At 50.9% G+C, this 23,577-nt stretch carries 23 protein-coding genes; 10 read left to right on the forward strand and 13 right to left on the reverse strand.

Translation table 11 applies throughout. From position 1 onward, the window contains the following. Nucleotides 1-40 precede the first annotated feature (40 nt). The 5 genes from Q8A57_RS03385 to Q8A57_RS03405 form a co-directional block, all read right to left on the reverse strand. A complete protein-coding gene (locus Q8A57_RS03385; protein ID WP_305169516.1) occupies nucleotides 41-829 on the reverse strand; it encodes a phage tail tape measure protein in 789 nt (262 codons plus the stop codon). A 129-nt stretch (nucleotides 830-958) separates the two neighbouring features. Continuing rightward, nucleotides 959-1,603 carry a urate hydroxylase PuuD gene (locus Q8A57_RS03390; RefSeq protein WP_305169517.1) on the reverse strand — a complete coding sequence of 215 codons (645 nt, stop codon included), beginning with the start codon at nucleotides 1,601-1,603 and terminating at the stop codon, nucleotides 959-961. A gap of 237 nt (nucleotides 1,604-1,840) precedes the next feature. Next, nucleotides 1,841-3,481, reverse strand: a complete 1,641-nt coding sequence (gene groL, locus Q8A57_RS03395; protein WP_305169518.1) for a chaperonin GroEL — start codon at nucleotides 3,479-3,481, stop codon at nucleotides 1,841-1,843. A 53-nt stretch (nucleotides 3,482-3,534) separates the two neighbouring features. Further along, complete coding sequence (gene groES, locus Q8A57_RS03400; protein ID WP_305169519.1) at nucleotides 3,535-3,828, reverse strand: co-chaperone GroES; 294 nt, start codon at nucleotides 3,826-3,828, stop codon at nucleotides 3,535-3,537. Nucleotides 3,829-3,966: 138 nt separating this feature from the next. Further along, nucleotides 3,967-4,437 carry an FxsA family protein gene (locus tag Q8A57_RS03405; protein WP_305169520.1) on the reverse strand — a complete coding sequence of 157 codons (471 nt, stop codon included), beginning with the start codon at nucleotides 4,435-4,437 and terminating at the stop codon, nucleotides 3,967-3,969. 119 nt (nucleotides 4,438-4,556) lie between these two features. Between Q8A57_RS03405 and Q8A57_RS03410 the strand changes: the two genes are divergently transcribed. Then, nucleotides 4,557-4,865: an MGMT family protein gene (locus tag Q8A57_RS03410; RefSeq protein ID WP_305169521.1), complete on the forward strand. Its 309-nt coding sequence runs from the start codon at nucleotides 4,557-4,559 to the stop codon at nucleotides 4,863-4,865. Here the strand turns inward: Q8A57_RS03410 and Q8A57_RS03415 are convergent. Then, on the reverse strand, nucleotides 4,823-6,208 hold the full coding sequence (locus Q8A57_RS03415) for an AmpG family muropeptide MFS transporter (RefSeq protein WP_305169522.1): 1,386 nt from the start codon (nucleotides 6,206-6,208) through the stop codon (nucleotides 4,823-4,825). The genes Q8A57_RS03410 and Q8A57_RS03415 overlap by 43 nt on opposite strands. 66 nt (nucleotides 6,209-6,274) lie before the next feature. Here Q8A57_RS03415 and Q8A57_RS03420 point away from each other — a divergent pair, with 66 nt between their 5' ends. Both Q8A57_RS03420 and Q8A57_RS03425 read left to right on the forward strand, forming a co-directional pair. Further along, nucleotides 6,275-7,159, forward strand: coding sequence for an ABC transporter ATP-binding protein (locus tag Q8A57_RS03420; RefSeq protein ID WP_305169523.1), 885 nt, complete (start codon nucleotides 6,275-6,277; stop codon nucleotides 7,157-7,159). Nucleotides 7,160-7,163: 4 nt separating this feature from the next. Then, nucleotides 7,164-8,183 (forward strand): ABC transporter permease, encoded by a 1,020-nt coding sequence (locus Q8A57_RS03425; protein ID WP_305169524.1) that lies wholly within the window; start codon nucleotides 7,164-7,166, stop codon nucleotides 8,181-8,183. 30 nt (nucleotides 8,184-8,213) lie between these two features. Here the strand turns inward: Q8A57_RS03425 and ampE are convergent, their stop codons facing one another. The 3 genes from ampE to Q8A57_RS03440 form a co-directional block, all read right to left on the reverse strand. After that, on the reverse strand, nucleotides 8,214-9,050 hold the full coding sequence (gene ampE / locus Q8A57_RS03430; RefSeq protein ID WP_305169526.1) for a regulatory signaling modulator protein AmpE: 837 nt from the start codon (nucleotides 9,048-9,050) through the stop codon (nucleotides 8,214-8,216). Between the two features lies 1 nt (nucleotide 9,051). After that, a complete protein-coding gene (ampD, locus tag Q8A57_RS03435) occupies nucleotides 9,052-9,597 on the reverse strand; it encodes a 1,6-anhydro-N-acetylmuramyl-L-alanine amidase AmpD (RefSeq protein ID WP_305169527.1) in 546 nt (181 codons plus the stop codon). 122 nt (nucleotides 9,598-9,719) lie between these two features. After that, nucleotides 9,720-11,945: a DUF1631 family protein gene (locus tag Q8A57_RS03440; protein WP_305169528.1), complete on the reverse strand. Its 2,226-nt coding sequence runs from the start codon at nucleotides 11,943-11,945 to the stop codon at nucleotides 9,720-9,722. 293 nt (nucleotides 11,946-12,238) lie between these two features. Here Q8A57_RS03440 and nadC point away from each other — a divergent pair, with 293 nt between their 5' ends. Both nadC and Q8A57_RS03450 read left to right on the forward strand, forming a co-directional pair. Next, the gene (gene nadC / locus Q8A57_RS03445; RefSeq protein ID WP_305169529.1) at nucleotides 12,239-13,093 is read left to right on the forward strand and encodes a carboxylating nicotinate-nucleotide diphosphorylase; all 855 of its coding nucleotides are present in this window, start codon (nucleotides 12,239-12,241) and stop codon (nucleotides 13,091-13,093) included. After that, a complete protein-coding gene (locus Q8A57_RS03450; RefSeq protein WP_305169530.1) occupies nucleotides 13,077-14,309 on the forward strand; it encodes an O-antigen ligase family protein in 1,233 nt (410 codons plus the stop codon). Before nadC ends, Q8A57_RS03450 begins: the two co-directional genes overlap by 17 nt. Here the strand turns inward: Q8A57_RS03450 and Q8A57_RS03455 are convergent. Then, complete coding sequence (locus Q8A57_RS03455) at nucleotides 14,301-16,247, reverse strand: LTA synthase family protein (RefSeq protein ID WP_305169531.1); 1,947 nt, start codon at nucleotides 16,245-16,247, stop codon at nucleotides 14,301-14,303. The genes Q8A57_RS03450 and Q8A57_RS03455 overlap by 9 nt on opposite strands. A 222-nt stretch (nucleotides 16,248-16,469) precedes the next feature. After that, the gene (locus Q8A57_RS03460; RefSeq protein WP_305169532.1) at nucleotides 16,470-16,973 is read right to left on the reverse strand and encodes a pilin; all 504 of its coding nucleotides are present in this window, start codon (nucleotides 16,971-16,973) and stop codon (nucleotides 16,470-16,472) included. Between the two features lie 247 nt (nucleotides 16,974-17,220). On the opposite strand from Q8A57_RS03460, the gene pilB reads away from it, so the two are divergent. From pilB to yacG, 5 genes are read left to right on the forward strand one after another with little or no spacing between them, the layout of a single operon-like run. Continuing rightward, the gene (pilB, locus tag Q8A57_RS03465) at nucleotides 17,221-18,951 is read left to right on the forward strand and encodes a type IV-A pilus assembly ATPase PilB (RefSeq protein ID WP_305169533.1); all 1,731 of its coding nucleotides are present in this window, start codon (nucleotides 17,221-17,223) and stop codon (nucleotides 18,949-18,951) included. Between the two features lie 3 nt (nucleotides 18,952-18,954). Continuing rightward, nucleotides 18,955-20,169, forward strand: a complete 1,215-nt coding sequence (locus tag Q8A57_RS03470; RefSeq protein WP_305169534.1) for a type II secretion system F family protein — start codon at nucleotides 18,955-18,957, stop codon at nucleotides 20,167-20,169. A gap of 19 nt (nucleotides 20,170-20,188) precedes the next feature. Further along, complete coding sequence (locus tag Q8A57_RS03475; RefSeq protein WP_305169535.1) at nucleotides 20,189-21,049, forward strand: prepilin peptidase; 861 nt, start codon at nucleotides 20,189-20,191, stop codon at nucleotides 21,047-21,049. Between the two features lie 18 nt (nucleotides 21,050-21,067). Continuing rightward, the gene (gene coaE, locus Q8A57_RS03480) at nucleotides 21,068-21,688 is read left to right on the forward strand and encodes a dephospho-CoA kinase (RefSeq protein WP_305169536.1); all 621 of its coding nucleotides are present in this window, start codon (nucleotides 21,068-21,070) and stop codon (nucleotides 21,686-21,688) included. Then, complete coding sequence (gene yacG / locus Q8A57_RS03485; RefSeq protein WP_305169537.1) at nucleotides 21,685-21,873, forward strand: DNA gyrase inhibitor YacG; 189 nt, start codon at nucleotides 21,685-21,687, stop codon at nucleotides 21,871-21,873. The genes coaE and yacG overlap by 4 nt, the downstream gene beginning before the upstream one ends. A gap of 12 nt (nucleotides 21,874-21,885) precedes the next feature. Here the strand turns inward: yacG and mutT are convergent, their stop codons facing one another. Together mutT and argJ are read right to left on the reverse strand one after the other, a co-directional pair. Next, nucleotides 21,886-22,284: an 8-oxo-dGTP diphosphatase MutT gene (gene mutT, locus Q8A57_RS03490; RefSeq protein WP_305169539.1), complete on the reverse strand. Its 399-nt coding sequence runs from the start codon at nucleotides 22,282-22,284 to the stop codon at nucleotides 21,886-21,888. Continuing rightward, nucleotides 22,284-23,501 (reverse strand): bifunctional glutamate N-acetyltransferase/amino-acid acetyltransferase ArgJ, encoded by a 1,218-nt coding sequence (gene argJ / locus Q8A57_RS03495; RefSeq protein ID WP_305169540.1) that lies wholly within the window; start codon nucleotides 23,499-23,501, stop codon nucleotides 22,284-22,286. The genes mutT and argJ overlap by 1 nt, the downstream gene beginning before the upstream one ends. Nucleotides 23,502-23,577 lie beyond the last annotated feature (76 nt).

Here is a 23,577-nt window from a genome sequence, read left to right on the forward strand (position 1 = left end):
CACAACCTGTCATTTCCAGAAAAACCACATCGGCTCATACTCAGCCGGGGGGAGCCCCCAACTGTTGTTTGATCAGTTGCAAATCCCGGTTAATTTGCAGCCGGTATGCATCGATGGCACGAATTGCCTCCTCATTACCCGCAACACGGGCATTCAACGACTGCTTGGAGTCATTGATAGTCTGTTCCATCCGGGCCAAACGGTCAGCCACATCCTGAACCTGACTCACCAGGTCGTTGACCTCCAGTTTTGCCGCCAACGCCGAACTCGCGGCCGACTCCACAGATTTTGTCGCCTTATCCACCTTGCCAGTCAGGGTTTCTATTTCTTTCTTGCGAGCAGACATGGAGGCCTGCAGGCCCTTGACCGCCTTGGCCTGATCATCAATAGACTTACCCTGATCTTCAATAGACTTGCGATTACGATCATAGGCCACACCCCAGAGTTTCTTGATCTCGGACCAGTGTTCATCCAGGCTGGTCTGGTGCTCCTTGAGTTTTACCGACAAGGCTGCACCGGATTGGCTCAGTGACTCATCGGTGGAAACAATTTTTGCTTCCAGATCATTGAAGCGAGTCTGCAGGGTTTCAAAACGCTGGGTCTGTTCAACAAAAAAGTACCCCAGACCAGCGACACCGAGAACCACTACCAGCAGCAGAAATTTCCACAGGGTTCCGACACTACCTGACGGTGCAGGCGGCTTTGCCCGGGGCCGTTCCCTGCTGGGACGTACATTGTCTGCCCCCCGCTCCCGACCTTCGCCACGGCCTATGCGGTCATCACTGGTGGGGACAATTGGATCAAAGCGAGGGTTATCACTGTCACTCATAGCACATCAAACCTGAAGCAGGCCTCTCATCAGAAGGCGATTGGAATAGAAGCTTGGATACACGAGGCAGGCATTATACGACAAACATAAAAAAACCGGCCATTCGGCCGGTTTTTTATCAAACTGCACTTACAGGAAGCAGAGGGAGCCAACCAGCACGGCAGTCAGAACCAGGCTGGAAACAATCACACCACGAACGGTGGTCATTGGCCCTTGTTTGCCGAACAGCGCATTGGCTTCCAGCACCAGCACAATGGCCACTGCAAGATAAAGACCTAAACCACCACCATTAGCGGATGTCAGGTGTTCGGCACTATAACCCATGTGGGGAGATGCCAGCATGCAGTACGCCATTGGCGCAGAAAACAGGGTGTTGGTGCGCGATGCCAGCAGAGCTTTTGCCGCTGCTGCAGGGCCGTCACCCTCTTTCATGCCGAGGGCAATCTGTTGCGCCGGCCAGATTACCAGCCAGACGTTGAGGAACATCAGGGTACCCAGTAGCGCACCCACCTCAATGTAGTCATTCATGACGTGCTGCTTACCAACACCCGCCAGCAGAATCACACCGGTGATGAAAGTGAACATGGCACCCCAGCGGAACCACCAGAGGGCACTGGGAGCCAATTTAGCCTTAGCATCAGCCAGGGCTTCAGGACTGGCCTGTTTGAAGTAACCGCCCTGAACAAAATTGAAGTAGTACAGCATACCAATCCAGGTAATACCGAACAGCAGGTGACCCCAGCGGGCCAGAAAATTAATGAATTCAAGTGACATGTCTTTCTCCTTAGCAGCGAGATGCTAGTTTATTGGGCCGGGTTTTGTTTGTAATCAACTAATTGTTATACCCGCCAGAGTTGAGCACTGGCGATTTCCCCTCGATCAAACCGCCCAGAAACCCTATAAAACAAGAGGTTATAGGACGGCTTCACGTGACGGCAATTTTGTCATAAAGTGCCCGAAAATAAAAAGCCCCGACCAGCGGGGCTTTTTGTCCTTGATGGATGGGGACGATTACATCATGCCGCCCATGCCACCCATACCACCCATGTCAGGCATACCGCCACCAGCATTTTCTTCCGGTGAGTCAGCAACCATGGCTTCAGTGGTAATCATCAAACCGGCAATAGAGCCCGCTGCCTGCAGCGCAGTGCGAGTTACTTTGGCGGGGTCAAGGATACCCATGGCGATCATATCACCATACTCACCCGTACCAGCGTTGTAACCAAAGTTACCTTCACCCTGCTTGACCTTGTCGACAACCACAGAGCCTTCTTCACCGGCATTGGTGACAATCTGGCGCAGTGGCGATTCCATGGCACGACGGGCCAGATTAATACCAACGGTCTGATCTTCATTATCGCCTTTGAGACCTTCAATAGCCTGCAGGGCACGAATCAAGGCTACACCACCACCGGGAACAACACCCTCTTCGACAGCTGCACGGGTCGCGTGCAGAGCATCTTCAACACGGGCTTTCTTCTCTTTCATTTCAACTTCAGTCGCTGCACCAACCTTGATGACCGCAACACCACCTGCCAATTTGGCAACGCGCTCTTGCAGTTTCTCACGATCGTAATCGGAAGACGTATCTTCAATCTGAGCACGGATCTGATTAACACGGGCTTGGATAGCATCGTGATCGCCTGCACCGTCGACAATGGTGGTGTTTTCCTTGGAGATAGTCACACGCTTGGCAGTACCCAAGTGATCCAGGGTGGCGGACTCAAGATCCATACCCACTTCCTCAGAAATCACGGTTCCGCCAGTCAATACAGCGATGTCTTCCAGCATAGCCTTGCGGCGATCACCAAATCCAGGAGCCTTACAGGCTGCCACCTTGACGATACCGCGCAGGTTATTCACAACCAAAGTTGCCAAGGCTTCACCCTCAACGTCTTCAGAAATAATGACCAGCGGCTTGCCTGCTTTGGCCACGCTTTCCAGCAGCGGCAGCAGTTCACGGATGTTTGAGATTTTCTTGTCAAACAACAGGATGAAGGGCGAATCGTGCTCAACGCTCATACTTTCCTGGTTGTTGATGAAGTAAGGGGACAGGTAACCGCGGTCAAACTGCATACCCTCAACGATATCCAGTTCATTTTCGAGACCGGAACCTTCTTCAACAGTGATGACCCCTTCCTTGCCAACTTTCTCCATGGCCTCGGCAATGATATCGCCGACATGGGAATCGCTGTTGGCAGAGATCGTACCAACCTGGGCAATCTCCTTGGTGTCGGCGCAGGGCTTGGCGATTTTGGCAATTTCAGCTACTGCTGCGGTAACTGCCTTATCAATACCGCGCTTCAGATCCATCGGGTTCATTCCGGCGGCTACAGATTTGAGGCCTTCGTTCACGATTGACTGGGCCAATACTGTCGCCGTGGTGGTGCCATCGCCGGCCTCGTCGGAGGCTTTGGATGCCACTTCTTTCACCATCTGGGCACCCATATTTTGAAGCTTGTCTTTCAGTTCGATTTCTTTCGCTACAGACACACCGTCTTTGGTAACCGTGGGTGCGCCGAAAGATTTATCCAACACAACATTGCGTCCCTTGGGACCCAAGGTCACTTTCACAGCGTCGGCCAGGACATTGACGCCTTCCAGCATCGGGTTGCGGGCGTTATCACCAAACATTACGTCTTTTGCTGACATGACTTACCTTCCTTAAACAATTCGTTTGACGAGATTAAATCTGCTTTGTGTTCTCAGCCGTCAATGACAGCCTTGATATCGCTTTCGCTGAGAATGACCAGTTCCTGGCCGTCCAGCTCAATAGTGTCACTTCCAGCGTACTTGCCGAACACGACCGTATCTCCAACTTTTACATCCACAGGGCGCACTTCACCATTGTCCAGCACGCGGCCGATGCCAACGGCAATCACTTCTCCCTGGTTCGGTTTTTCTTTGGCGGAGCCCGGCAACAAAATACCACCGGCTGTTTTTTCTTCTTCTTCCTTGCGACGAACCACAACACGATCGTGTAAGGGACGAATTTTCATTGTCTATTCTCCAACTATTATGGTCTAACCTGTTCAATTCATCAGAGTTCGGATGTTACCGAGCTGAGGCTAATGTGGAGGCTTTCCAAATTATTTCAAGGGGCCAAACAAAAAAAAGTTTCTTTACAGAACAATCTGTTATTTTGGAAGCTGCCGGTCATCGTTTTCCTGCCAGAACTCACCATCAACCACCTCTCCATCTGCTTCTGGAGGATGCGACCCGCCAGAGCGATAGGTCTGTTGATTGCTGTAGCTGACGACCTCCATTTTTGCAACCATCCCCAACACACAGCGTCGCCTTAAGGGCGGGAAAAGGCCCGCGAAGCCTATCACGTCTGTCACAAAACCCGGGGTTAAAAGCAAAGCACCACAGACCGCCAGTATCAGCCCTTCTGCCATCTCCATCGCCGGCAGCTCGCCCGCATCAAGTTTGCTTCGCGCCCGGAACAGGGTCGCAAAACCCTGTTGGCGAAGTAATGACAGCCCAACCACCGCCGTCAATAACACCAGTCCAATGGTGGGTAGCGCACCGATTTCACGGCCCACGGTAATCAAAAGCCACATCTCGACAATGGGCATGGCAATGAACAGTAATAGCAGATATCTCAAACTGAACTCCTGAAGGTATTTTTTGAATATGGGGCCATCTGCGTTCAATTCAATACAACACTGGACGGAAGTTCCAAAACCTCACTATGATGAACGTCCTAAACAGGACAAATCAGCAGATGAAAAGCGAAGTTGAAGTTCTGATTTACAGTATTCTCAGCGCCATCCCCAAAGGTCAGGTTGCCAGCTACGGGCAAGTGGCCAACTTTGCCAGACTGCCGAAAGGTGCCCGCCTTATTGGACGCATTCTCAGCCGTTTACCCCCGGAAACCACGCTACCCTGGCATCGTGTACTGAAGGCCAATGGCCAGATCGCCTTTGCCCCGGACAGCAGCGCCTACCACCGTCAAAAACAGTTACTTGAGTTGGAAGGCATCAAAGTCTCTCAGGGCAAGGTGGACTTGAGACTGTTTGGCTGGCGGGACTGAGCGAGAGAATGTCGCCACAACAGCCAGGATAACAGGATTGCCGGTGTTCCCATGACAGCAGCGTAAGAGAAGAAAACCTCATAGTTACTGGCATCAACGATAACCCCCGAGAAACCACTTAAAAACTTGCCTGGCAACGTCATCAGAGAACTAAACAGCGCATATTGCGTAGCGGTATAGGCCCTGTTGGTCATGCTCGACAGGTAGGCCACAAACGCCGCATTGGCAAACCCGCCGCTCAGATTATCGCCACTGATCGCCACTGCCAGCCACACCAGGTCTGAACCTACCATGGCCAACTGCACAAACAGCAGGTTTGTCAGCGCCACCATAATGGCTCCAGCCAGCAAGGGTCGAAAGATGCCGTAGCGCACCACGAACAATCCCCCGAGGAAAGAACCCGCCAGGGTCATGAAGAACCCGAAGACTTTACCAATATCGGCAATTTCCTTTTTGGTAAAGCCCAAATCCAGATAAAAAGGATTGGCCATAATCCCCATGGTGATATCACTGAGGCGATAGAGACCGATGAAGGCCAGGATCAACAGAGCCCAAGAGCCATTGCGGCGAAAAAACTCCACAAACGGAGCGACCACCGCACCCACAAACCACGCCTCAAGCCGCCTCCAGCGACCGGGCTGATCGGCATGCAACTGATGCTTCAGCGACAGCTCCATGGCCTCGGTAGTGTCTGGCACATGGCGCTCCGGTTCCGACACCAGCAGTACTGTCACCACACCCACCAACATCAGCAGCGCCATCACCAGATAGGAAACATCCCAACTCGACCAATCGGCTATATAGAGCGCACCCGCCCCGGCAACCAGCATAGCCAACCGGTAGCCAAAGATATAACTGGCAGACATGGCACCCTGGTATTCATCCACCGCAGACTCTATGCGAAAAGCATCGATAGCGATGTCCTGGGTAGAGGAAGAGAACGCCACCAGCAACGCACTGAGCGCGATGCTCACCAGAGACACCTGAGGATCAGACAACACCATGGCGACCAGTCCGGCCATGACGCCAAATTGACCAACCAACATCCAACTACGGCGCTGGCCCAGACTACGGGTTAACAGGGGCAACTTCAGCCGGTCCACCACCGGTGCCCAGATCACCTTGATGGAATAGGTAATGCCAATCCAGCCAAAAAATCCTATGGTGCTGCGACTTATATCGACATCCCGCAACCACGCTGTGAGAGTTGAAAACACCAACAACAGAGGCAATCCGGCGGCAAAGCCCAGGAAAAGCATGGTGATCACCTGCGGTCGGGTATAGACACGAACGGCCTCGCTCCAGCTGACCACCCCCTGCTCTACACCTTGTTTTGACGCCATATAGCCTGCTCCTGACAGGCGCATACCCTAACAGATAATTGCACAGATGCTATACACTCTCCGCCCATGAGCGCCATTCTTGAAATTCGCAATCTCAGCAAAAATTTCCGTCATCTCAAGGCCGTGGATGACGTATCTTTTGCTATCCCCCGTGGATCCTGTTTTGGGCTGCTGGGCCCCAATGGCGCGGGCAAAACCACAACGATCGAAATGATTGAGGGCATCACCACGCCATCTTCCGGTGAGATTTTTTATCAGGGACAGATTCGTGACCGACGCTTTCTGGAACAAACCGGCATCCAGTTCCAGTCCACCGCATTAATGGATTACCTGACGACACGTGAGGTGATCGGGCTGTTCAGCAACTTTTACCCCCGTGCCCTGCCGCTAGAGGAGTTGGTCGAGTTGTGCCAGCTGGAGGAATTTCTTGATACCTACGCCACTCGTTTGTCCGGGGGTCAACGCCAGCGCCTGCTACTGGCGGTGGCGTTAATCAATGACCCCGAAATTCTGTTTCTCGATGAGCCAACCACCGGCCTCGACCCACAATCCCGCAGACACTTCTGGTCCCTGATCAGTAACATTAAGGCACGTGGTAAAACCGTACTGCTCACCACCCACTACATGGAAGAAGCCGAGCTGTTATGCGACCACATGGTGATCATGGATAAAGGAAAGATCATTGCTGAAGGCACACCGCAAGGGCTGTTGCGACAACATTTTGATTTCACCTACATCTGTATTGATTACGAGGATTTTAGCTGCGACCCCAACAACCTGCCTTTTGCCATTGAACGCCGGGAGGACTGTATCGCCATCGCCACCAACTCTGTCGAGCAGACGCTTGCCAAGCTGGTGACCATGGACATCAACCTGCAATCCCTACGTGTCCGGAACCCCTCTCTGGATGACTTGTTCCTGAAACTTACCGGGCACTCCCTGAGGAATTAAGACAATGCGCCGTATTCTGGCTCTGTGGGCAGCCCGCAACCGCGAGTATTATCGAGACAAGGGTTCTTTATTCTGGTCCTTTGTTGCCACACCAATGATTGTCATTGTGCTGGCCATTGCCTTTTCCTCCAGCAACGACCACCTCTTCAAGGCGGGTCTTTTACTGGACACACCCGATATCAATCGGGATACCCTGCCATTTGCTAAGGAACCGGCCATTGACTGGGTGGAATATCAGGATCTCGACACAGCCTTGCGACGCATCCAGTTTCACCAACTGGATATTCTTATCACCACGTCCTCACCCCGACGCTACTGGATCAACCCGGAGTCAGCCAAGGGGCGCATTCTGGAAGCACTGCTTCGCAACGACGGGCAGGCCGACACAAGCATCTGGCAGGGTCAGGAGATATTCGGTGAAAAGATTCGGTATATCGACTGGGTGATACCCGGTGTGCTGGCCATGAACATGATGTTCAGCGGCCTGTGGGGCATCGGTTATGTCATTGTTCGCTATCGAAAAAATGGGGTTCTGAAGCGGCTACAGGCAACTCCTCTGAAGGCCTGGGAGTTTCTTTTCTCACAAGCGCTATCCCGTCTGGGCATCATGCTCGCTGTCACCATCATCGTATTTACCATCTGCAATCTATTTATCGGTTTCAGAATGGTTGGCAGCTACCTGCTGCTGTTGCTGATTGCCGTTGTGGGCAACCTCTCCATCATCAGCATTTCCCTACTGATGGCTTCGCGCACAGCCAGTGAAGAACTGGCCAACGGCCTGCTTAACCTCATCAGCTTCCCGATGCTGTTGTTATCGGAGTTGTGGTTTTCGCTGGATGATGCTCCCGAATGGCTACAGGACCTCTCCCAACTATTGCCTCTGACCCACCTGGTGAAAGCCGCGCGGGGAGTGATGCTGGAGGGAGATGGGATTCTGCAGGTCTCCCCCCAGTTATTGATACTTGTCCTGATGACAGTCACCTGCCTGACACTGGCGGGATGGCTATTCCGTTGGCGGGATTAGGCCCACAACCCTGCATAGTTACTCTACCCGCTATAGCAGTACCACCAGTACAGCCACCATAAACACCGCAAAAATCAGGGTGCGAGTAAACAGTGCTTCAATACCTGCTTTGCCAACAAAACTGTCTTTCTGATCACCTCCCGTTAAAGAAGCCGCTAGTGTGAAGTTACCCAATACCTCCACACTGCTTGCCGAGGAAACAATCGACTCGCTTAACCGCGCCAAACATGCGGGGAAGTTGCCTACCACAGCCAATGAAATACCCACCAACCTCACCGGCAACCATTCCAGCAACCACAAGCATCGGTTTTGAAAATCTGTCTCGGGACTATCCTGTAATCGTTGCTGGTCATAGATCACAGACAACCTGTACAACAACGCCCCCGGCGCGCCGGCGAGAATAAACCAGAACATCACTGCGAAATAACGCTCGAAATAGCGGTAAGCAATGGTCCTGACCGCCTCCGCATGTGACTGAGTAGCAGTTTCCACCTCACCCTGCTGCTGACCAACTTTCAACTCAACGATATCGTTATAAGCTGCCTGTTCATCACCACGATCCAGGTCCTCCTGGTAGTTTTCTACATCCTTTTCCAGGTCTCCCCGACCCAGTGAGTAGAGAAAAACCAGCAAGCTAATCAGAAAAACGGGAAGGCCCAACCAACGATCCGTCAGAAACAAAAGTAACGCAGCCAGTATCAGTACGGGCAGGGCAATAGCGACACACGCCTTCAACCACTCCATGGAGCCACACCCCTTGTGCAGCTTTACCAGCAACCCAAGAAACCATTGATCACTCTGCAATGCGCCCAGAGAACCCATCTGCCGGATCAGAAGCAGGCCAATCACGATAACAATAAACTCCATATCAGGTCTCCAGAGAGCTCAGGTAGTGCGGCCAATCAAAAGCTGGCCCGGGATCAGTTTTGCGGTCCGGGGCAATATCGCTGTGACCAACAATACGCCCTATGTTGATAGAGGGGTAATGTTCCATCAAAGCCAGCGTCACTGCTGATAATGCCCGGTATTGGTCCTCTGTGTAAGGGATATCGTCAGTACCTTCCAACTCAATACCAATGGCGAAATCATTGCAGTTTCCCGCCCCCTCATAACAGGAGTTTCCGGCGTGCCAGGCACGATCATCGAAAGAAACGAACTGCACCAATTCACCATCGCGCTGGATTAATAGATGCGCAGACACCTTCAAGTCTGAGATGGTTTCAAAATAGGGATGCTCGGCAGGGTTAAGACAATTGACAAAGAAATCACAGATGTATTTACCGCCAAACTCCCCGGGAGGCAGGCTGATATTGTGAATCACCAGCAACGATACCGGTGTTCCTTCAGGGCGTTCATTATAGTTGGGGGAGGGTTTGCAAATTGCGTTTTGCAACCAACCCTGCTGATTGATCAAAAGGCGTGTAATAACCGGTCTCCCATACCCCTCATTTATCTGATCATAGTAAAAAAGGGCTACAGGCTTGTCTACGCGCGCCTTGAACCCCCGCTGCGCTTCTTTTTTATATACAGTAAAGGTCAGTGCAGTGAGCGATTCTGGCACAAATCGCTAACCACCCCCTCCAGGGCCCTATCAAACAATTGGGATTTGTCCAATGTCCGCAGTTTCTCGTCCTTGAGTTCCCGCGCCACCCGTTTACGGTTTTTCTGCCCAACCTTGGCACCCTGGCGGTTCACGAAAACGAATTTGCCTTCCGGCATAATAATACCAGCCACCTTGCAGCGCCGGCGTGACGGTGACTCTTCAGCGAATTCGACCCAGACACCGCGGGTCAGGCTGTCCGCCCGCCGCAAATACTGTTCTTCAATGTCCTCATCATCTTCATCATCCGACATATCGGGGTTGCCGGGAATATCGGTTCTTAACACCTGAATGTAGACATCATCTAACGGATTGGCGGAAATTCCTCGGGTGAGCTCATCGTGCTGCAGCCCCTTCTCAGGTATTTCTTCACCAAAAAAGTATTGCTCCATTGCCCCCATCAGTCGACCGAGGTCATAGGCATCGTAGGAAATGGACTCCAGGCTGCTGCGAATGGCCTCCAGCACCGGCTTCACCGCAGCCTCATGGCGATCCCCTAGACGCACCAGTTCCAGCAAACTGTCCAGCAACTGCTCACTGTGCTGCCACTCGGTGGAATCGACGCCACAACGAAGGTGGTTCAAGAACATCACTTTGCACCAGGCATCTTCGGCAAAGCTCATAACAAAGCGGGGGAATGTCTGCCCCTGGATTTTCCTGATCAATACTTTAAGAACCGCCTGATGGGCCTGGTTTACTTTTTCCGCAGCGGCCACTTCTTCCATGAGTCGTTGCTCCAGAACAGCCACCCTGCGCCGCTCCTTATCAACCAAATCGATAAAATTCAGCAATAGCTGGGTCAACGCCACATTATCCTGACGGGATTCGTTACACAGCTCGTCCACCACGCTGGCAATGGCCTTAGCCACGGGATCATCGGCAGTGGATTGATCATCAACATAACCGATGGATGCTTCGGCAATTTCATTCAGCAAACGCCGCGCTGGGTGCTTTTCACGATCAAAAAATGTGTTATCCCTAAGCGCAATCTGCAACACAGGCAACTCAAGCTTGCGCAGCTCTTCGGCGATTTCACTGGAGGCGATGGCCTGGGTATTGACCCGTGCGAAGAGCTGGTCGAGCAGGTCAATCATCCCTCGCTCGGTACCACCCAAGTTGCGTCCCTGTTGGGCCAGATGCTTTTCAACCATATCAAGCAAGCGGCTTGAACTCTCCGGGTCCTGTGGCATCTGCGCCCAGTCCTGCTGTAGATTGCTCACCAGCGAATTTAGCTGCTCCAGGTCAACACGTTCATGCCGAGAAGTTTCACCCTCCTCGGCTGCCTCGCTGGCCATGGGACTCCGTGATTCCCACTGCAATCTATTTTTCAGCTGAGAAATAAATTGCCCATAACTACTGCCACCGCTGTGGACCGCCGAAGGCTTAGCAGCAGGTCGCTGGCGAGACTCGTGGGAACTATGGTCGAATTGCCGGGGCTCAGGCACATTCTTCTGTTGAGATTCAGCAGGTTTTGGCTCTGGTTTTTTAGGGGGCTGAGACTTGGCTTTTTTGAGTTTTTCGAGGTCTGGAATAATCCCCATGTCTTTGAGACGGCGGTTACTATCAACCAAAAAATCCTGCAAAGCGGCCAGCACCAGACGATCGAACAGCTTAAAGAACACCAGCTTAATGGAGATTTTCAAATCCAGGTGAGCAACCGACTCGTTGAAGGCCTCACAGATTACATCGGGACCGACAGGGTTGTTCTTCATGGTAACTTTCGCAGGCACCAGCGAGTCGATGCGGATATTCAGGGCTTCCAGTTCAGACTTAGACTGCTCCACCAACTTCGACACCATGGTATCAAGGGCGATAATCTCCTCAAGTTGCTCGTTCTCGATGACCTCCAGCCCTTTATCCTTGGGTTCCACAAAGCCGGTTGACCTAGGGTTACCTAGTAGTTGAAACCCTTGGGTCAGGCAACGAAAGAAATGATGCTCGATATTTTTCCGCTCCATACGTATCTGGCGCATGGCATCGAAATACATGGTTTGCTGACGATTGTTATCGGCACGATCAGCGAGATCAAAAAAGGTATCATCCACTTGATCAAACATGCTGGTCAGGCAAGTGGATAGATAGGTGCGAGCACGCCCCTGCAACGCCAGCACTGGCTGAGGCAGTTTGTAGAACGCTTCTGTGGGGCTTTTTGTATCGATCACTTTGAGACTCTATACCGACACCTTGAAACTCTACTTCTGGCCAGACCTAATAGATATACTTTTATAATTGCAACCAATCCAATGTTTCCATAGTTTCTATCAATCGGGCGTATCCTATTGATTCGATTATATCTGGATTAGTTTAGATAAAAAGCGCTCCATACGTTATCTAACGGATAAAGTGATTTTTTTCTGAGTTTCTAACCGGCACACATTACTGGCGGACTTGAAGCACACCATATCCAAAAAGCCAGCGACTGATATAATCGCCCCTTGCTGTTTGGAAGCTGAAAATGATCGACGACCTGCTCCACCAAGACATTAAAGAAGCTGTAAGCCGCGCCCTCGAAGAGGACATCCGCGATGGTGATATCACAGCACAATTGATTCCCGCAGAAAATAAGGCAACAGCCACCGTCATCACTAGGGAATCAGCGGTAATTTGTGGCACTGCTTGGGTCGATGAAGTCTTTAAACAACTGGATGCAGCCATCACACTAAAGTGGCTGGTTCAGGATGGCGATGAAGTCCAGCCTGGGCAAACCCTGGTTGAACTATCAGGCCCAGCCCGCAGCCTTCTAACTGGTGAGCGCACTGCTCTGAACTTTCTGCAAACCCTGTCAGGTACGGCCACCCTATCAAGGCAATATGCCAAGCTTGTCGAAGGCACGGATATCAAAATTCTGGACACCCGCAAGACCATTCCCGGTTTACGACTGGCCCAGAAATACGCTGTCAAAGTGGGTGGTTGCCACAACCATCGCATGGGTCTTTACGATGCCTTCCTGATCAAGGAAAACCATATCGCTGCCTGCGGTGGCATCACCGCCGCGGTAACCAAAGCCCACGACATTGCCCCCGGCAAACCGGTAGAAGTGGAAGTGGAAAACCTTGATGAGTTGCAACAAGCTTTGGAGGCTGGCACCGATATCATCATGCTGGACAACTTTAATCCCGATCAGATTCGTGAAGCAATCACCGTTAATCAGGGACGTGCAAAACTGGAAGTTTCTGGCAACTTAGAGGCTAACAACCTCACCAGCAAAGCGATATCCGGCATTGACTATTTATCTTCTGGCAGCCTGACCAAGCACTGCAGAGCTGTAGACCTGTCAATGAGGGTATATTTACATGCCGATATGGTTTAAAAAATGGAGTCTTGAAAATTTCACAACAACCATATTGTTTGGGGCATTATTTTTAATTCCGGTATTGGTCTCTGTTAACCATTATTCCTATTATGTTAACAACACAGCTGCCATTATAATGGCACTGATTTCTATCGCCTTATCTATAACATTTTTCCCCAACGCTCAGATTGTCAATAGAAAAATAACCCTAAAACAACTCATGGGGCCAATTGCATTCATAATTATAGCGGGAGGCTGGACATATCAATATATACCCTTTTACGGCATCGACAGGTCTTTGATCTACCTTTCCGCTCTTATTTTTTATCTATCACTTCACAGGAAATTTCAACAATCGCCAGAACTGGCAAACATATTTCTTCACCACAAGCTCTTGACAGTCACGGCCACCTGTATTTTTTTCATATTGTTTGTTTTATTTTTTGCGAATGCAGAAGATGTTCCCCAACTAAAGCCTTCCCCTCCACTATACAGGCACCTGCGACACCTGAATTATGAAATATTCTTTGGGGCGGTTATCGCCTTGCTGCACCTGCCCTCAAAAAATCGCCATCACGAGAGTCTGGCAATACTTTTTATCTGCGCATTGCTGACTATTTGGTCCGGGGCAAGAGGAGCTGCCATTGCGATAACCATTTCTTTCATAATCATCTTGCTGAGGACACCAAGAAAAGAAGCAATTAAGACTACCTTTATACTGACTGGTTTTGTCCTCATTTCACTGCTGCTGGTCTTATCGTCAGATTATGATGCCATTCTTAAGGACACGCTAGGTATAACAGCCGGCGACACTATAAACCGTATTTCAAGCGGCAGATTAGGTATTTGGTCTGAGTCTGTAGAGACCCTCATCAAGCAGGGGCCTGTCGCCATACTCACTGGACTAGGGCCTGATGCATTTTCGAGATGGAGTTTATTCAAAAGTATTGTGCAACCACACAACGCTCTGGTACAGGTTGTTATGGAATTTGGGCTAATCGGCCTGGCCATTTTCTGCTTTGCGATCGGCAGGGTTAGCAAACAGGCCCTCTATTTGATAAGGCACTCAAAAGACAATCTGCAAATCGCCCAGTCGGCCGCTTTTATCGGAGGCCTGGCCTACTCTTTGGTCGATGGTATTTTCTATCATGCCTACCCTCTGGCAATGATGATATTCCTGGCTGCCGCCATCCATTCATCCGCGGCCTCCATGCAGGCTCAGGCACTACCTTAATTCGAGGTTGAACTCATGTTTTGGCTGAACACTTATCAACTTCCCCGGCTCTGAAAAGACCCTTTGATTGTCAAAGGCAACCATTTCATAACTTGCCTGGTAAAGGTTGAACAACTTTTCATTCACTTTTTTCGGTACTGTCTTGCCGCCCTGTAACAGGTCACCATCATGTGTCTCGCAAGCAATATCCTTGGCAACATCCTTGACACTCAGACTGGAGAAACACGACTGCTGTGCACCACCACACTCGACCGTCGGGTTGTAACAGACATTATCTCCGTACCGCAAAAAAAGCTCTCCACCTTTTCCATACACTGCCCAGGGTGCCTCTACCCGTGAAAGTATATTTCTCCCCACATGAGGAGTGCTATCCATACTGATACCCAGCAGGGAGGCTAGAGTAGGCATAATATCGATCTGGCTTGCCGGACCATTAATAACCACAGGCTCTGTCAGATCGGGGTGATAGATAACGAGCGGCATACGGAAAAAATACTCATTGCGCACCGACTGATCCTGAACGCTTTCAGGAAAACTCCATATGCCATGGTCACCGGTAATGACCACTATGGTTTTTTCAAACAAAGGGGAATGTCTAAACTTCTTCCAGAAAGCCCCAAAGGCATAGTCCGCATAGGCCACAGACCGCTTGTACCCCCGGTAGACTCTGTAACTTCTGTCTTTTTTACCCCTACTGCTCTGATCGGAATCCAGCACGTCTACCGGCAGATCCGCATTAAAAGGATAATGACTGGTCAATGTCATGATGTTGGCAAAAAAAGGCTTATCACTCATCCTGTTTTCAAGGTGGTCCAGCATAATTTCGTACATATCACCATCCGAGAGCCCCCATCCGGAATAGCTGCGCCCATCCTTTCCCGCCCCTTCCTGATCCTTGTGAAAGTAGCTCTCGCCGAAGCCAATCTGTGGCAAATACTCGTCCCGGTTATAAAACCTGGCGGTATTACCATGAAAGTAGTAGGTATCATATCCGCTGTTTTTTAACAGTCTGGGCAGGCACTGTACCTGCTTTTTATCAGGGTATTCAGCGATGGAGACTTTTGCGCCGTGGTCATATAACCCGCAAAATATGGACGTCTCCGCCTTTATCGTGAGGTTGGAGTTTGCATAAAAATCTTCAATGACAATACCATGCTTGCCCACCTCGTCGATATTGGGCGTCAACCTGCTGGCGGGGTTGTACAGCCCAACCATGGATGCCCGCATAGACTCCATAACAATCGTAATAACATTGTATTTTTTTGCCCCGGCACCCGCTATCTCTGAAGCAGCCACTCCATTAGCGACTTGCTGATTCAGGGCCTTGAATGTTTTCCAGCCCTTGTCACCGACACTCCCCGACTCATAGCTGAGGAAAAAGGCATGTAGCGGATGAAAATACTCCGGCAACAACACAAAGGCATTTCGCTTTTTGAGCACATCAGTGACGTCCGATACCGACTCGAAGCTGTACAACGCCAATCCGATACACACCACCTTCATCAGCACCACACCGGCGCCACGATAAAATTCCCGCCGATAAAGCAGTACCGTGCCAACCAGGGCGATACCCGTTGTCAAAAAGAGCGCAAGCGACTCCCATTTGTACTCAAACGCGGGCAACGAGCGAAATGCCTCCAGCACATCGCCACCCAGTTTTAATGACTCGAGGTTGAAATAGGCCCGAAAAAACTGATAGTGCCACCAGTTGGCTACCACCAGCAGGCTGCACAAAAGCCAGAAAGTGACGAGATAGGCCAGAAAAAAACGCTTGCCCAACATTCCTGACAACAGGGCCCCCGTCAGACCTAGGGAAAAAACCAGCAGATCACTCAACAAACCGACGCGACTGGGAACCACAACCCCAAAATAGGCACATAGGGTCGGAATGAGAAAAACACACAAAAGCAACAGAAACGACCACATTTCTTTTCTCATGATCAACCCATATGACCCTCACCCCCGCAGGGCAAAATATCTATTCTCATGACAGCTTTCACATGCCCGACAGCGCCGAACGGCAAAAGCAAAGGGTTTGAAACGCCTATCTTCCCCCCAGCATGTTCCGGGCACAACCACCACACGCCGCACTCGTTGGCTAACGCAAAAAAGCCCCCGCTGGGCGGGGGCTTTTTTGGATACCAGTCCTAACCTGTTAGCTTAGAAAGTAGCACCATCATCTTTACATGAACCGGGAAGGTATTTTGCCGGAATGGGATTAGTGGAGGACGGACCACATTTGTAACCACCTACCTGGGTCGGAAGATCAGCTATCTCCAAATCATCACCTGCTGCATCTGTGGGCCAAAGGGTTATAGCCGTTTCTGCGGCATCATCCAAATCAGCTTCATCAGAGAGTACCACTCGAATTGCACCATCAGCACTTGTTTCAATCTCACCAACATATTTGGTGGTTTGAGCGGAGGATTCGCAACCCCAGCCGTCTGCACCGGGTTCGGTGTCTTCGGGGGCGGTTTGATAGACCTCAGACACGGCGGTACGGCATTGACTCGCCGCCAGAATGGCTTCCGAGACTTTTGATTTGATGATGTAGCTCTGATAGGCCGGTAGTGCGACAGCGGCCAGAATACCGATGATCGCAATCACGATCATCAATTCAATCAGGGTAAAACCCTTCTGGATGTTTTGAACTTGCTTTTTCACTGTGTTTCTCCCTTGTCAGAAATTTTTAAACACGGAATTTAATAAGCAATGAATGTACCAAGTTAGAAAAACCCTGTTATCTCTTCAGCCAACCGTTGCACTGTGTGACATTTTTTGTCACACCCTTGCATATTCTGCTATTTACTTACCACTCAAAGCGCTTAACCCTGTATGCCTCTGGCTCGAACTGTCTGGTTGTATTACTATCAACACCTTGCGGGCAGCTATTAATGGATCATCTGAGCCTATGAAAAACAGCGACCAACTCAAGGGCCTTCCAAAGCGGCTGGTAACCGATGGCTTAATGGAAGAAACCGCCGCACATGAAGCACTGGCGGAGTGTGAAAACGATAAAATCAATTTTGTACATTACCTCACCCACCACAATATTTTACCTGCCCATTTAATCGCTTCCGTTGCAGCCAATGAGTTTGGCACACCACTTTATGACCTCGACGCCCACAACATGGAGGTTTGTCCTAAAGAGGTGGTAGAAAAAAAATTGATCCGCAAACATCAGGTTTTACCTCTCTTCAAGCGCGGTAACAGGCTGTTTGTTGCACAAAGTGACCCCACCAATCATATGGCGATTAGTGAAGTTCGCTTTCAGACCGGCCTTTCCATTGAGGCCTTGCTAGTCGAGCACGACAAGCTTCAAACCGCCCTCGCCGAATTCCTGGATTTGCAGGATGACGATATCGGTGATGCTCTTGGCACCATGGATGACGTGCACCTTGACGACCTGGATGTCGAAGCGCTGGATGATGACGCCGCCGAAACCGGGACTATGAACTTTTCGGATGCAGATGATGCCCCGATTGTTCGCTTCATCAACAAACTGATGCTCGATGGCATCAAGCAAGGCTGTTCAGATATTCACTTTGAACCTTACGAGAAAACCTACCGCATCCGCTTCAGAACCGACGGCATCCTTAGGGAAGTGACAAAGCCCCCGGCAAACCTGGCGCCCAGGCTGGCAGCCAGATTGAAAGTGATGTCATCGTTAGACATTTCAGAACGAAGGGTGCCTCAGGATGGCCGTATCAAGTTGCGCATCTCAAAGAACCGGGCTATCGACTTCCGAGTCAATACCCTACCTACCCAGTTCGGCGAGAAAATCGTATTGCGGATTCTCGATCCAACCAGCGCCCAGGTAGGCATTGAAAACCTGGGCTTTGAGGAAGATCAGAAAGAAGCCTACATGGAAACACTGCACCAACCTCAGGGAATGATTCTGGTGACAGGACCAACCGGTAGCGGTAAAACCGTTTCTCTCTATACCGGACTTAACATCCTCAATACCACCGAGCGCAACATTTCCACGGCGGAAGATCCGGTGGAAATCAATATGCCTGGCATCAACCAGGTACAGATCAATTACAAGGTCAAGCTGACTTTTCCCGAGGCACTGCGCGCATTCCTGCGGCAGGACCCGGACATTATCATGGTGGGGGAGATCCGGGATCTGGATACTGCCGAAATTGCCATCAAGGCCGCACAAACCGGTCACTTGGTCTTGTCCACGCTCCACACCAACAGTGCCCCGGAAACTCTCACCCGCTTGCTAAACATGGGTGTTCCGGCCTTTAACGTGGCAACCTCAGTGAACCTGATTATTGCCCAGCGATTGGCTCGAAGGCTTTGTACTCACTGCCGTAGACCGGCAGAAGACATTCCAGAGAGCATTCTCATTGAGGAGGGGTTTGGCGACATAGGCCGCCCCATAGAGGAAGTCACCTTGTACCACCCAGAGGGCTGTTCAAAATGCACCAATGGCTACAAAGGCCGAGTCGGCCTTTATGAAGTATTAAAGGTGACACCCAAAATCTCAAGAATCATTATGGAAGGCGGCAACTCTATTGATATAGGCGACGCCGCGCGCGAAGAAGGTTTCAGAACTTTGCGCCAGTCGGCACTCCGTAGAGCCGCCGAAGGTATAATAAGTTTGGAAGAGGCAAATAGGGTAACCAAGGACTAATCCATGGCAACTGCGCAATCTCATACCTTTACCTATAAAGGTAAGGACAAGAAAGGCAGGCAGATTCAGGGAGAGATCAAGGGGAGTAACACCAACCTGATCAAGGCACAGCTGCGCAAGCAGGGCATTATCCCTTCATCCGTCAAGAAAAAAACGCCCAGACCTTTCAGTGGTGCCTCAAAGGCAATCGTCCCTGCTGATATTGCCATTTTCACCCGCCAGATGGCCACCATGATGAAAGCAGGCGTGCCCCTGGTACAGAGCTTCGATATTGTGGCAGAGGGGGCTGAAAAAAATGCTCTCAAAGACATGATTCATGATATCCGCGATGATGTCTCATCCGGCACGAGCTTTGGCTCATCTTTGCGTAGACACCCGAAATTTTTCGACGACCTGTTTTGTAGCCTCGTAGAGGCCGGGGAACAGGCCGGCGCCCTTGAGACCATGCTCGACCGTATTGCCACCTATAAGGAAAAAACCGAAACCCTGAAGGCTAAGATCAAAAAGGCCATGACCTATCCCATAGCGGTTGTCTGTGTGGCCATTATTGTTACGGGTATTCTGCTGGTAAAAGTGGTGCCGGTTTTTGCGGAAACCTTCAGTAACTTTGGAGCCGATTTGCCCGGCTTTACTCTGTTTGTGATGGGTATTTCAGATGCTGCTCAGGAATGGTGGTTTATCTGGTTGGTATCTGTAATCGGTGTTTTTATTGCCTTTAAGGAAGCCAAGCGAAGATCGAATAGATTTAACGCCTTTATTGACAAGTATTCTCTCAAAATACCCGTAATAGGCACTATCCTCTATCAGGCCATTAACGCACGTTTTGCCAGAACTCTATCCACCACCTTTGCTGCCGGTGTTCCCCTCGTGGATGCATTGACGTCTGTCGCCGGCGCCTCGGGGAACGCCGTATACCGGGAGGCTATTCTTAAAGTGCGCGACGATGTCACCACTGGCTTGCAGCTAAACCACGCCATGCGCTCAACGGGCAGATTTCCGGTCATGATGTTGCAGATGACCGCTATTGGCGAAGAGTCCGGTGCGCTCGACGAAATGCTGGAAAAGGCTGCCGTTCATTATGAAGAAGCCGTCGATAACGCGGTGGATAACCTGACCACGTTGCTTGAACCACTGATTATGGCGGTGCTCGGGGTACTGGTAGGCGGCCTGCTGATCGCTATGTACCTGCCAATTTTCAAGCTCGGCGCCGTTATTTAATGCCTTAAGGCCCAGAACTATGCCTGACTATCTGGGCCTGTCCCTCAGCATCATATTGCCCATCGCAATCATTTTTGGTTTGTTGGTGGGCAGTTTTCTGAATGTAGTGATCTATCGTCTGCCCCTGCAGCTTTCCAGTGCCTGGAAACGGGATGCCATGGACTTTCTGGGCTTGGAGGCGCCGGAACCACATCATATCAATATTGTCTTTCCCGCCTCACACTGTCCTTCCTGCGGGGAAAAGGTCAAACCCTGGCAAAATATCCCCCTACTCAGCTACGTGATTCTCAAAGGAAAGTGTGCCTACTGCGCATCACCCATTTCGATACAGTACCCCCTGATAGAGTTCATCTGCGCATTGATGACTGCCTTTGTAGTCTACCATTTTGGATTCACACTTGAGGGCTTATTGGCACTGCTGTTCAGCTGGTCACTGCTGGCTCTTACCGGTATCGACTTTAACGAACAGTTGCTGCCGGACAACATTACCCTGCCACTTCTCTGGCTGGGTCTGCTGGTAAACCTCAACAATACTTTTGCCAGCCTCGATAGCGCTGTGCTGGGAGCTGTTTTCGGATACCTGAGCCTGTGGTGGGTTTTCTGGTTGTTCAAACTGCTCTCTGGCAAAGAGGGTATGGGCCATGGTGATTTCAAATTACTGGCGGCGCTGGGCGCCTGGCTCGGCTGGCAACAGTTGCTTCTGATTATTCTGCTTTCTTCCATGGTAGGCGCGGTCGTTGGCATTCTCTTAATCATGTTTACAGGCCGCGACAAGCAGATACCGATTCCTTTTGGCCCCTACCTGGCCGCGGCTGGCTGGATAGCCATGATGTGGGGTGAAGAACTCACCAACAACTACCTTTCGCTGTTCAACTACTAACCTATCCCAACCCCTGGCATGTCTGACAAAAACCACGTTTTCACCATAGGCCTGACCGGAGGTATTGGCAGCGGCAAAAGCGCCGTTGCCAATCAATTCAGAGCGTTAGGTATTGATGTGATCGATGCTGACCAGGCGGCTCGACAGGCGGTAGAAGTTGGCAGCGACACATTAAAAGCCATTGCGGATCATTTTAGTGAAGAAGCCTTACTTGAAGACGGCTCCCTCAATCGGGCTTATTTACGCAAGCTGGTTTTTGATCACCCCCAGCATCGCCAGTGGTTAGAGTCTCTGCTTCATCCCATTATCAGAGACCTCATCGATCAGGCTCTTCAGCGCGTCAACGGCCCCTACGCCATACTTGAGTCACCCCTGTTACTGGAAACAGACCAACACCTGCGCGTCGATAGAGTACTGGTGGTCGATGTTCCCGAGGCAGTGCAAATCGAGCGCGCAACAATACGTGATGGCAGCAATGAATCGCAGATTTTGGCCATCATGAAAAGCCAGTTGACCCGCGAGCAGAGGCTGTCGAGGGCGGATGATATTCTGGATAACAGTGGCCCACCTGGCGACCTGACTGATGCTGTTGCACAATTGCACAAGCAATACTTGAAACTGGCTGGGGAGCAACGATGACAAAAATGGTCAATTGTCCGGAATGCGGGAAACCCGTTGAATGGAAAGAGGAGTCCCTGTTTCGCCCTTTTTGCAGCAAACGTTGTCAGCAACTGGACTTTGGCGGCTGGGCTAACGAGAACTTCAGCATTCCCGGCGAAGAGGTTTACCTTGATGCCGAACAAGATGACAGTGATCATCACTAGTCACACAGGGTATTAGCAAGATATTTTAGCCACTACCGCCTCAATAATTGGCTGATTGGCTTCCGGAAACGCGTAGTTTGCTAGCTGCTTTTTGCTGACCCAACACAACGGCTGTCCCTCGTTACCACTAGGAACCCCCGTAAATCTGTTCACACACCAAACATCCAGCAACACACACTTATCCGGGTAGTCGTGTCTTATTTCGATCAGGGGTTCAGCAGCCTCAACCCGGATAGCCAGCTCTTCCCAGACTTCTCTTTTCAGGGCATCAAACACAGCTTCTCCAGGTTCAACCTTGCCGCCGGGAAACTCCCACAAGCCACCCTGGTGAACATGGTCAGGACGCCGGGCTATCAGTATCTGACCATCACCATCATCAATCACTGCCACGGCTACATGAACCACGTCCATCAGGTACGGTATTCAGCATTGATGGTGACATACTGGTGAGAGAAATCCATGGTCCAGACCGTTTCCTCGGCAGTGCCTCTGTGCAGGTCAATGGTAATCGCAATTTCTTCCTTGGCCATGACCGCCGCACCCTGTTCTTCGGTATAACTGTCGGCACGGCCACCATTTTTGGCAATCAGCACTTCATCGAGAAACACCTCAATGACATCCACGTTGAGCATTTCTATTCCCGCACGCCCAATGGCTGCAAGAATGCGCCCCCAGTTAGGGTCTGAGGCAAACAGCGCTGTTTTGACCAGTGGAGATTCAGCCACGGTGTAAGCCACCGCCAGACATTCTTCTGTATCTACACCGCCGACCACGTTGACAGTGACAAACTTGGTGGCACCTTCACCATCCTGAACAATCTGCTGTGCCAGGGAGATAAACAGGTTGTTGAGCGCCAGTTCAAAATGTTGCTGTTCTTCCAAAGACAAGTTTTGCCAGGCGATAGATGAAGCGCCTGTAGCAATCAGCATGGCGCAGTCATTGGTGGAGGTATCTCCATCGACGGTAATGCGATTAAAAGAACAATCCGCAGCATTGCCTACCAGGCTCTGCAACTGGTCGCGGTCAATTTTCATGTCCGTCGCAACGTAAGCGAGCATAGTGGCCATGTTGGGCTTGATCATCCCGGCACCCTTGGCGATGCCAGTAATGGTAACCACCCCGCCACCCAGTGGCAGCTTGATGCTTTCCCCTTTCGGGCGTGTATCAGTGGTCATAATCCCTTTTGCCGCCTGTCCCCAACTGTCTTCAGACAGTGCTGCATGGGCCTCGGGCAATGCCGCAAGAATTTTATCGACAGGCAGTGGCTCGCCAATCACCCCAGTAGAAAACGGTAAGACCGACTCAACAGCTACCCCACCGATGGCAGCCATCTGCTCGCACACCTGTAACGCATGAGCTCTACCCGACTCTCCCGTACCGGCATTGGCATTGCCCGTGTTGGTAACGAGATATCGACTGGGCTTATCGACAATGTGAGACTTAGTTAGTTGTACCGGAGCGGCGCAGAAAGCGTTTTTGGTGAAAACGCCTGCCACAGCGCCACCTTTAGCCACTTCCATCACCACCAGGTCCTGTCGCCCGGGCTTTTTGATCCCCGCACTGGTCGTGCCCAACCGGAAACCGGGCACAGGATGCATGATTGGAAAAACATCTTTTCCCACTGCCATGACATTATCTCTCAGACGTAAAAACAACAGCGCCGTGCCTTATTAGGGCACGGCTTTTTTATAATTAACCAGAGTC

The sequence above is a fragment of the Porticoccus litoralis genome (assembly GCF_030676955.1).
In the GTDB taxonomy this organism is placed as follows: Bacteria; Pseudomonadota; Gammaproteobacteria; order Pseudomonadales; family Porticoccaceae; genus Porticoccus; species Porticoccus litoralis.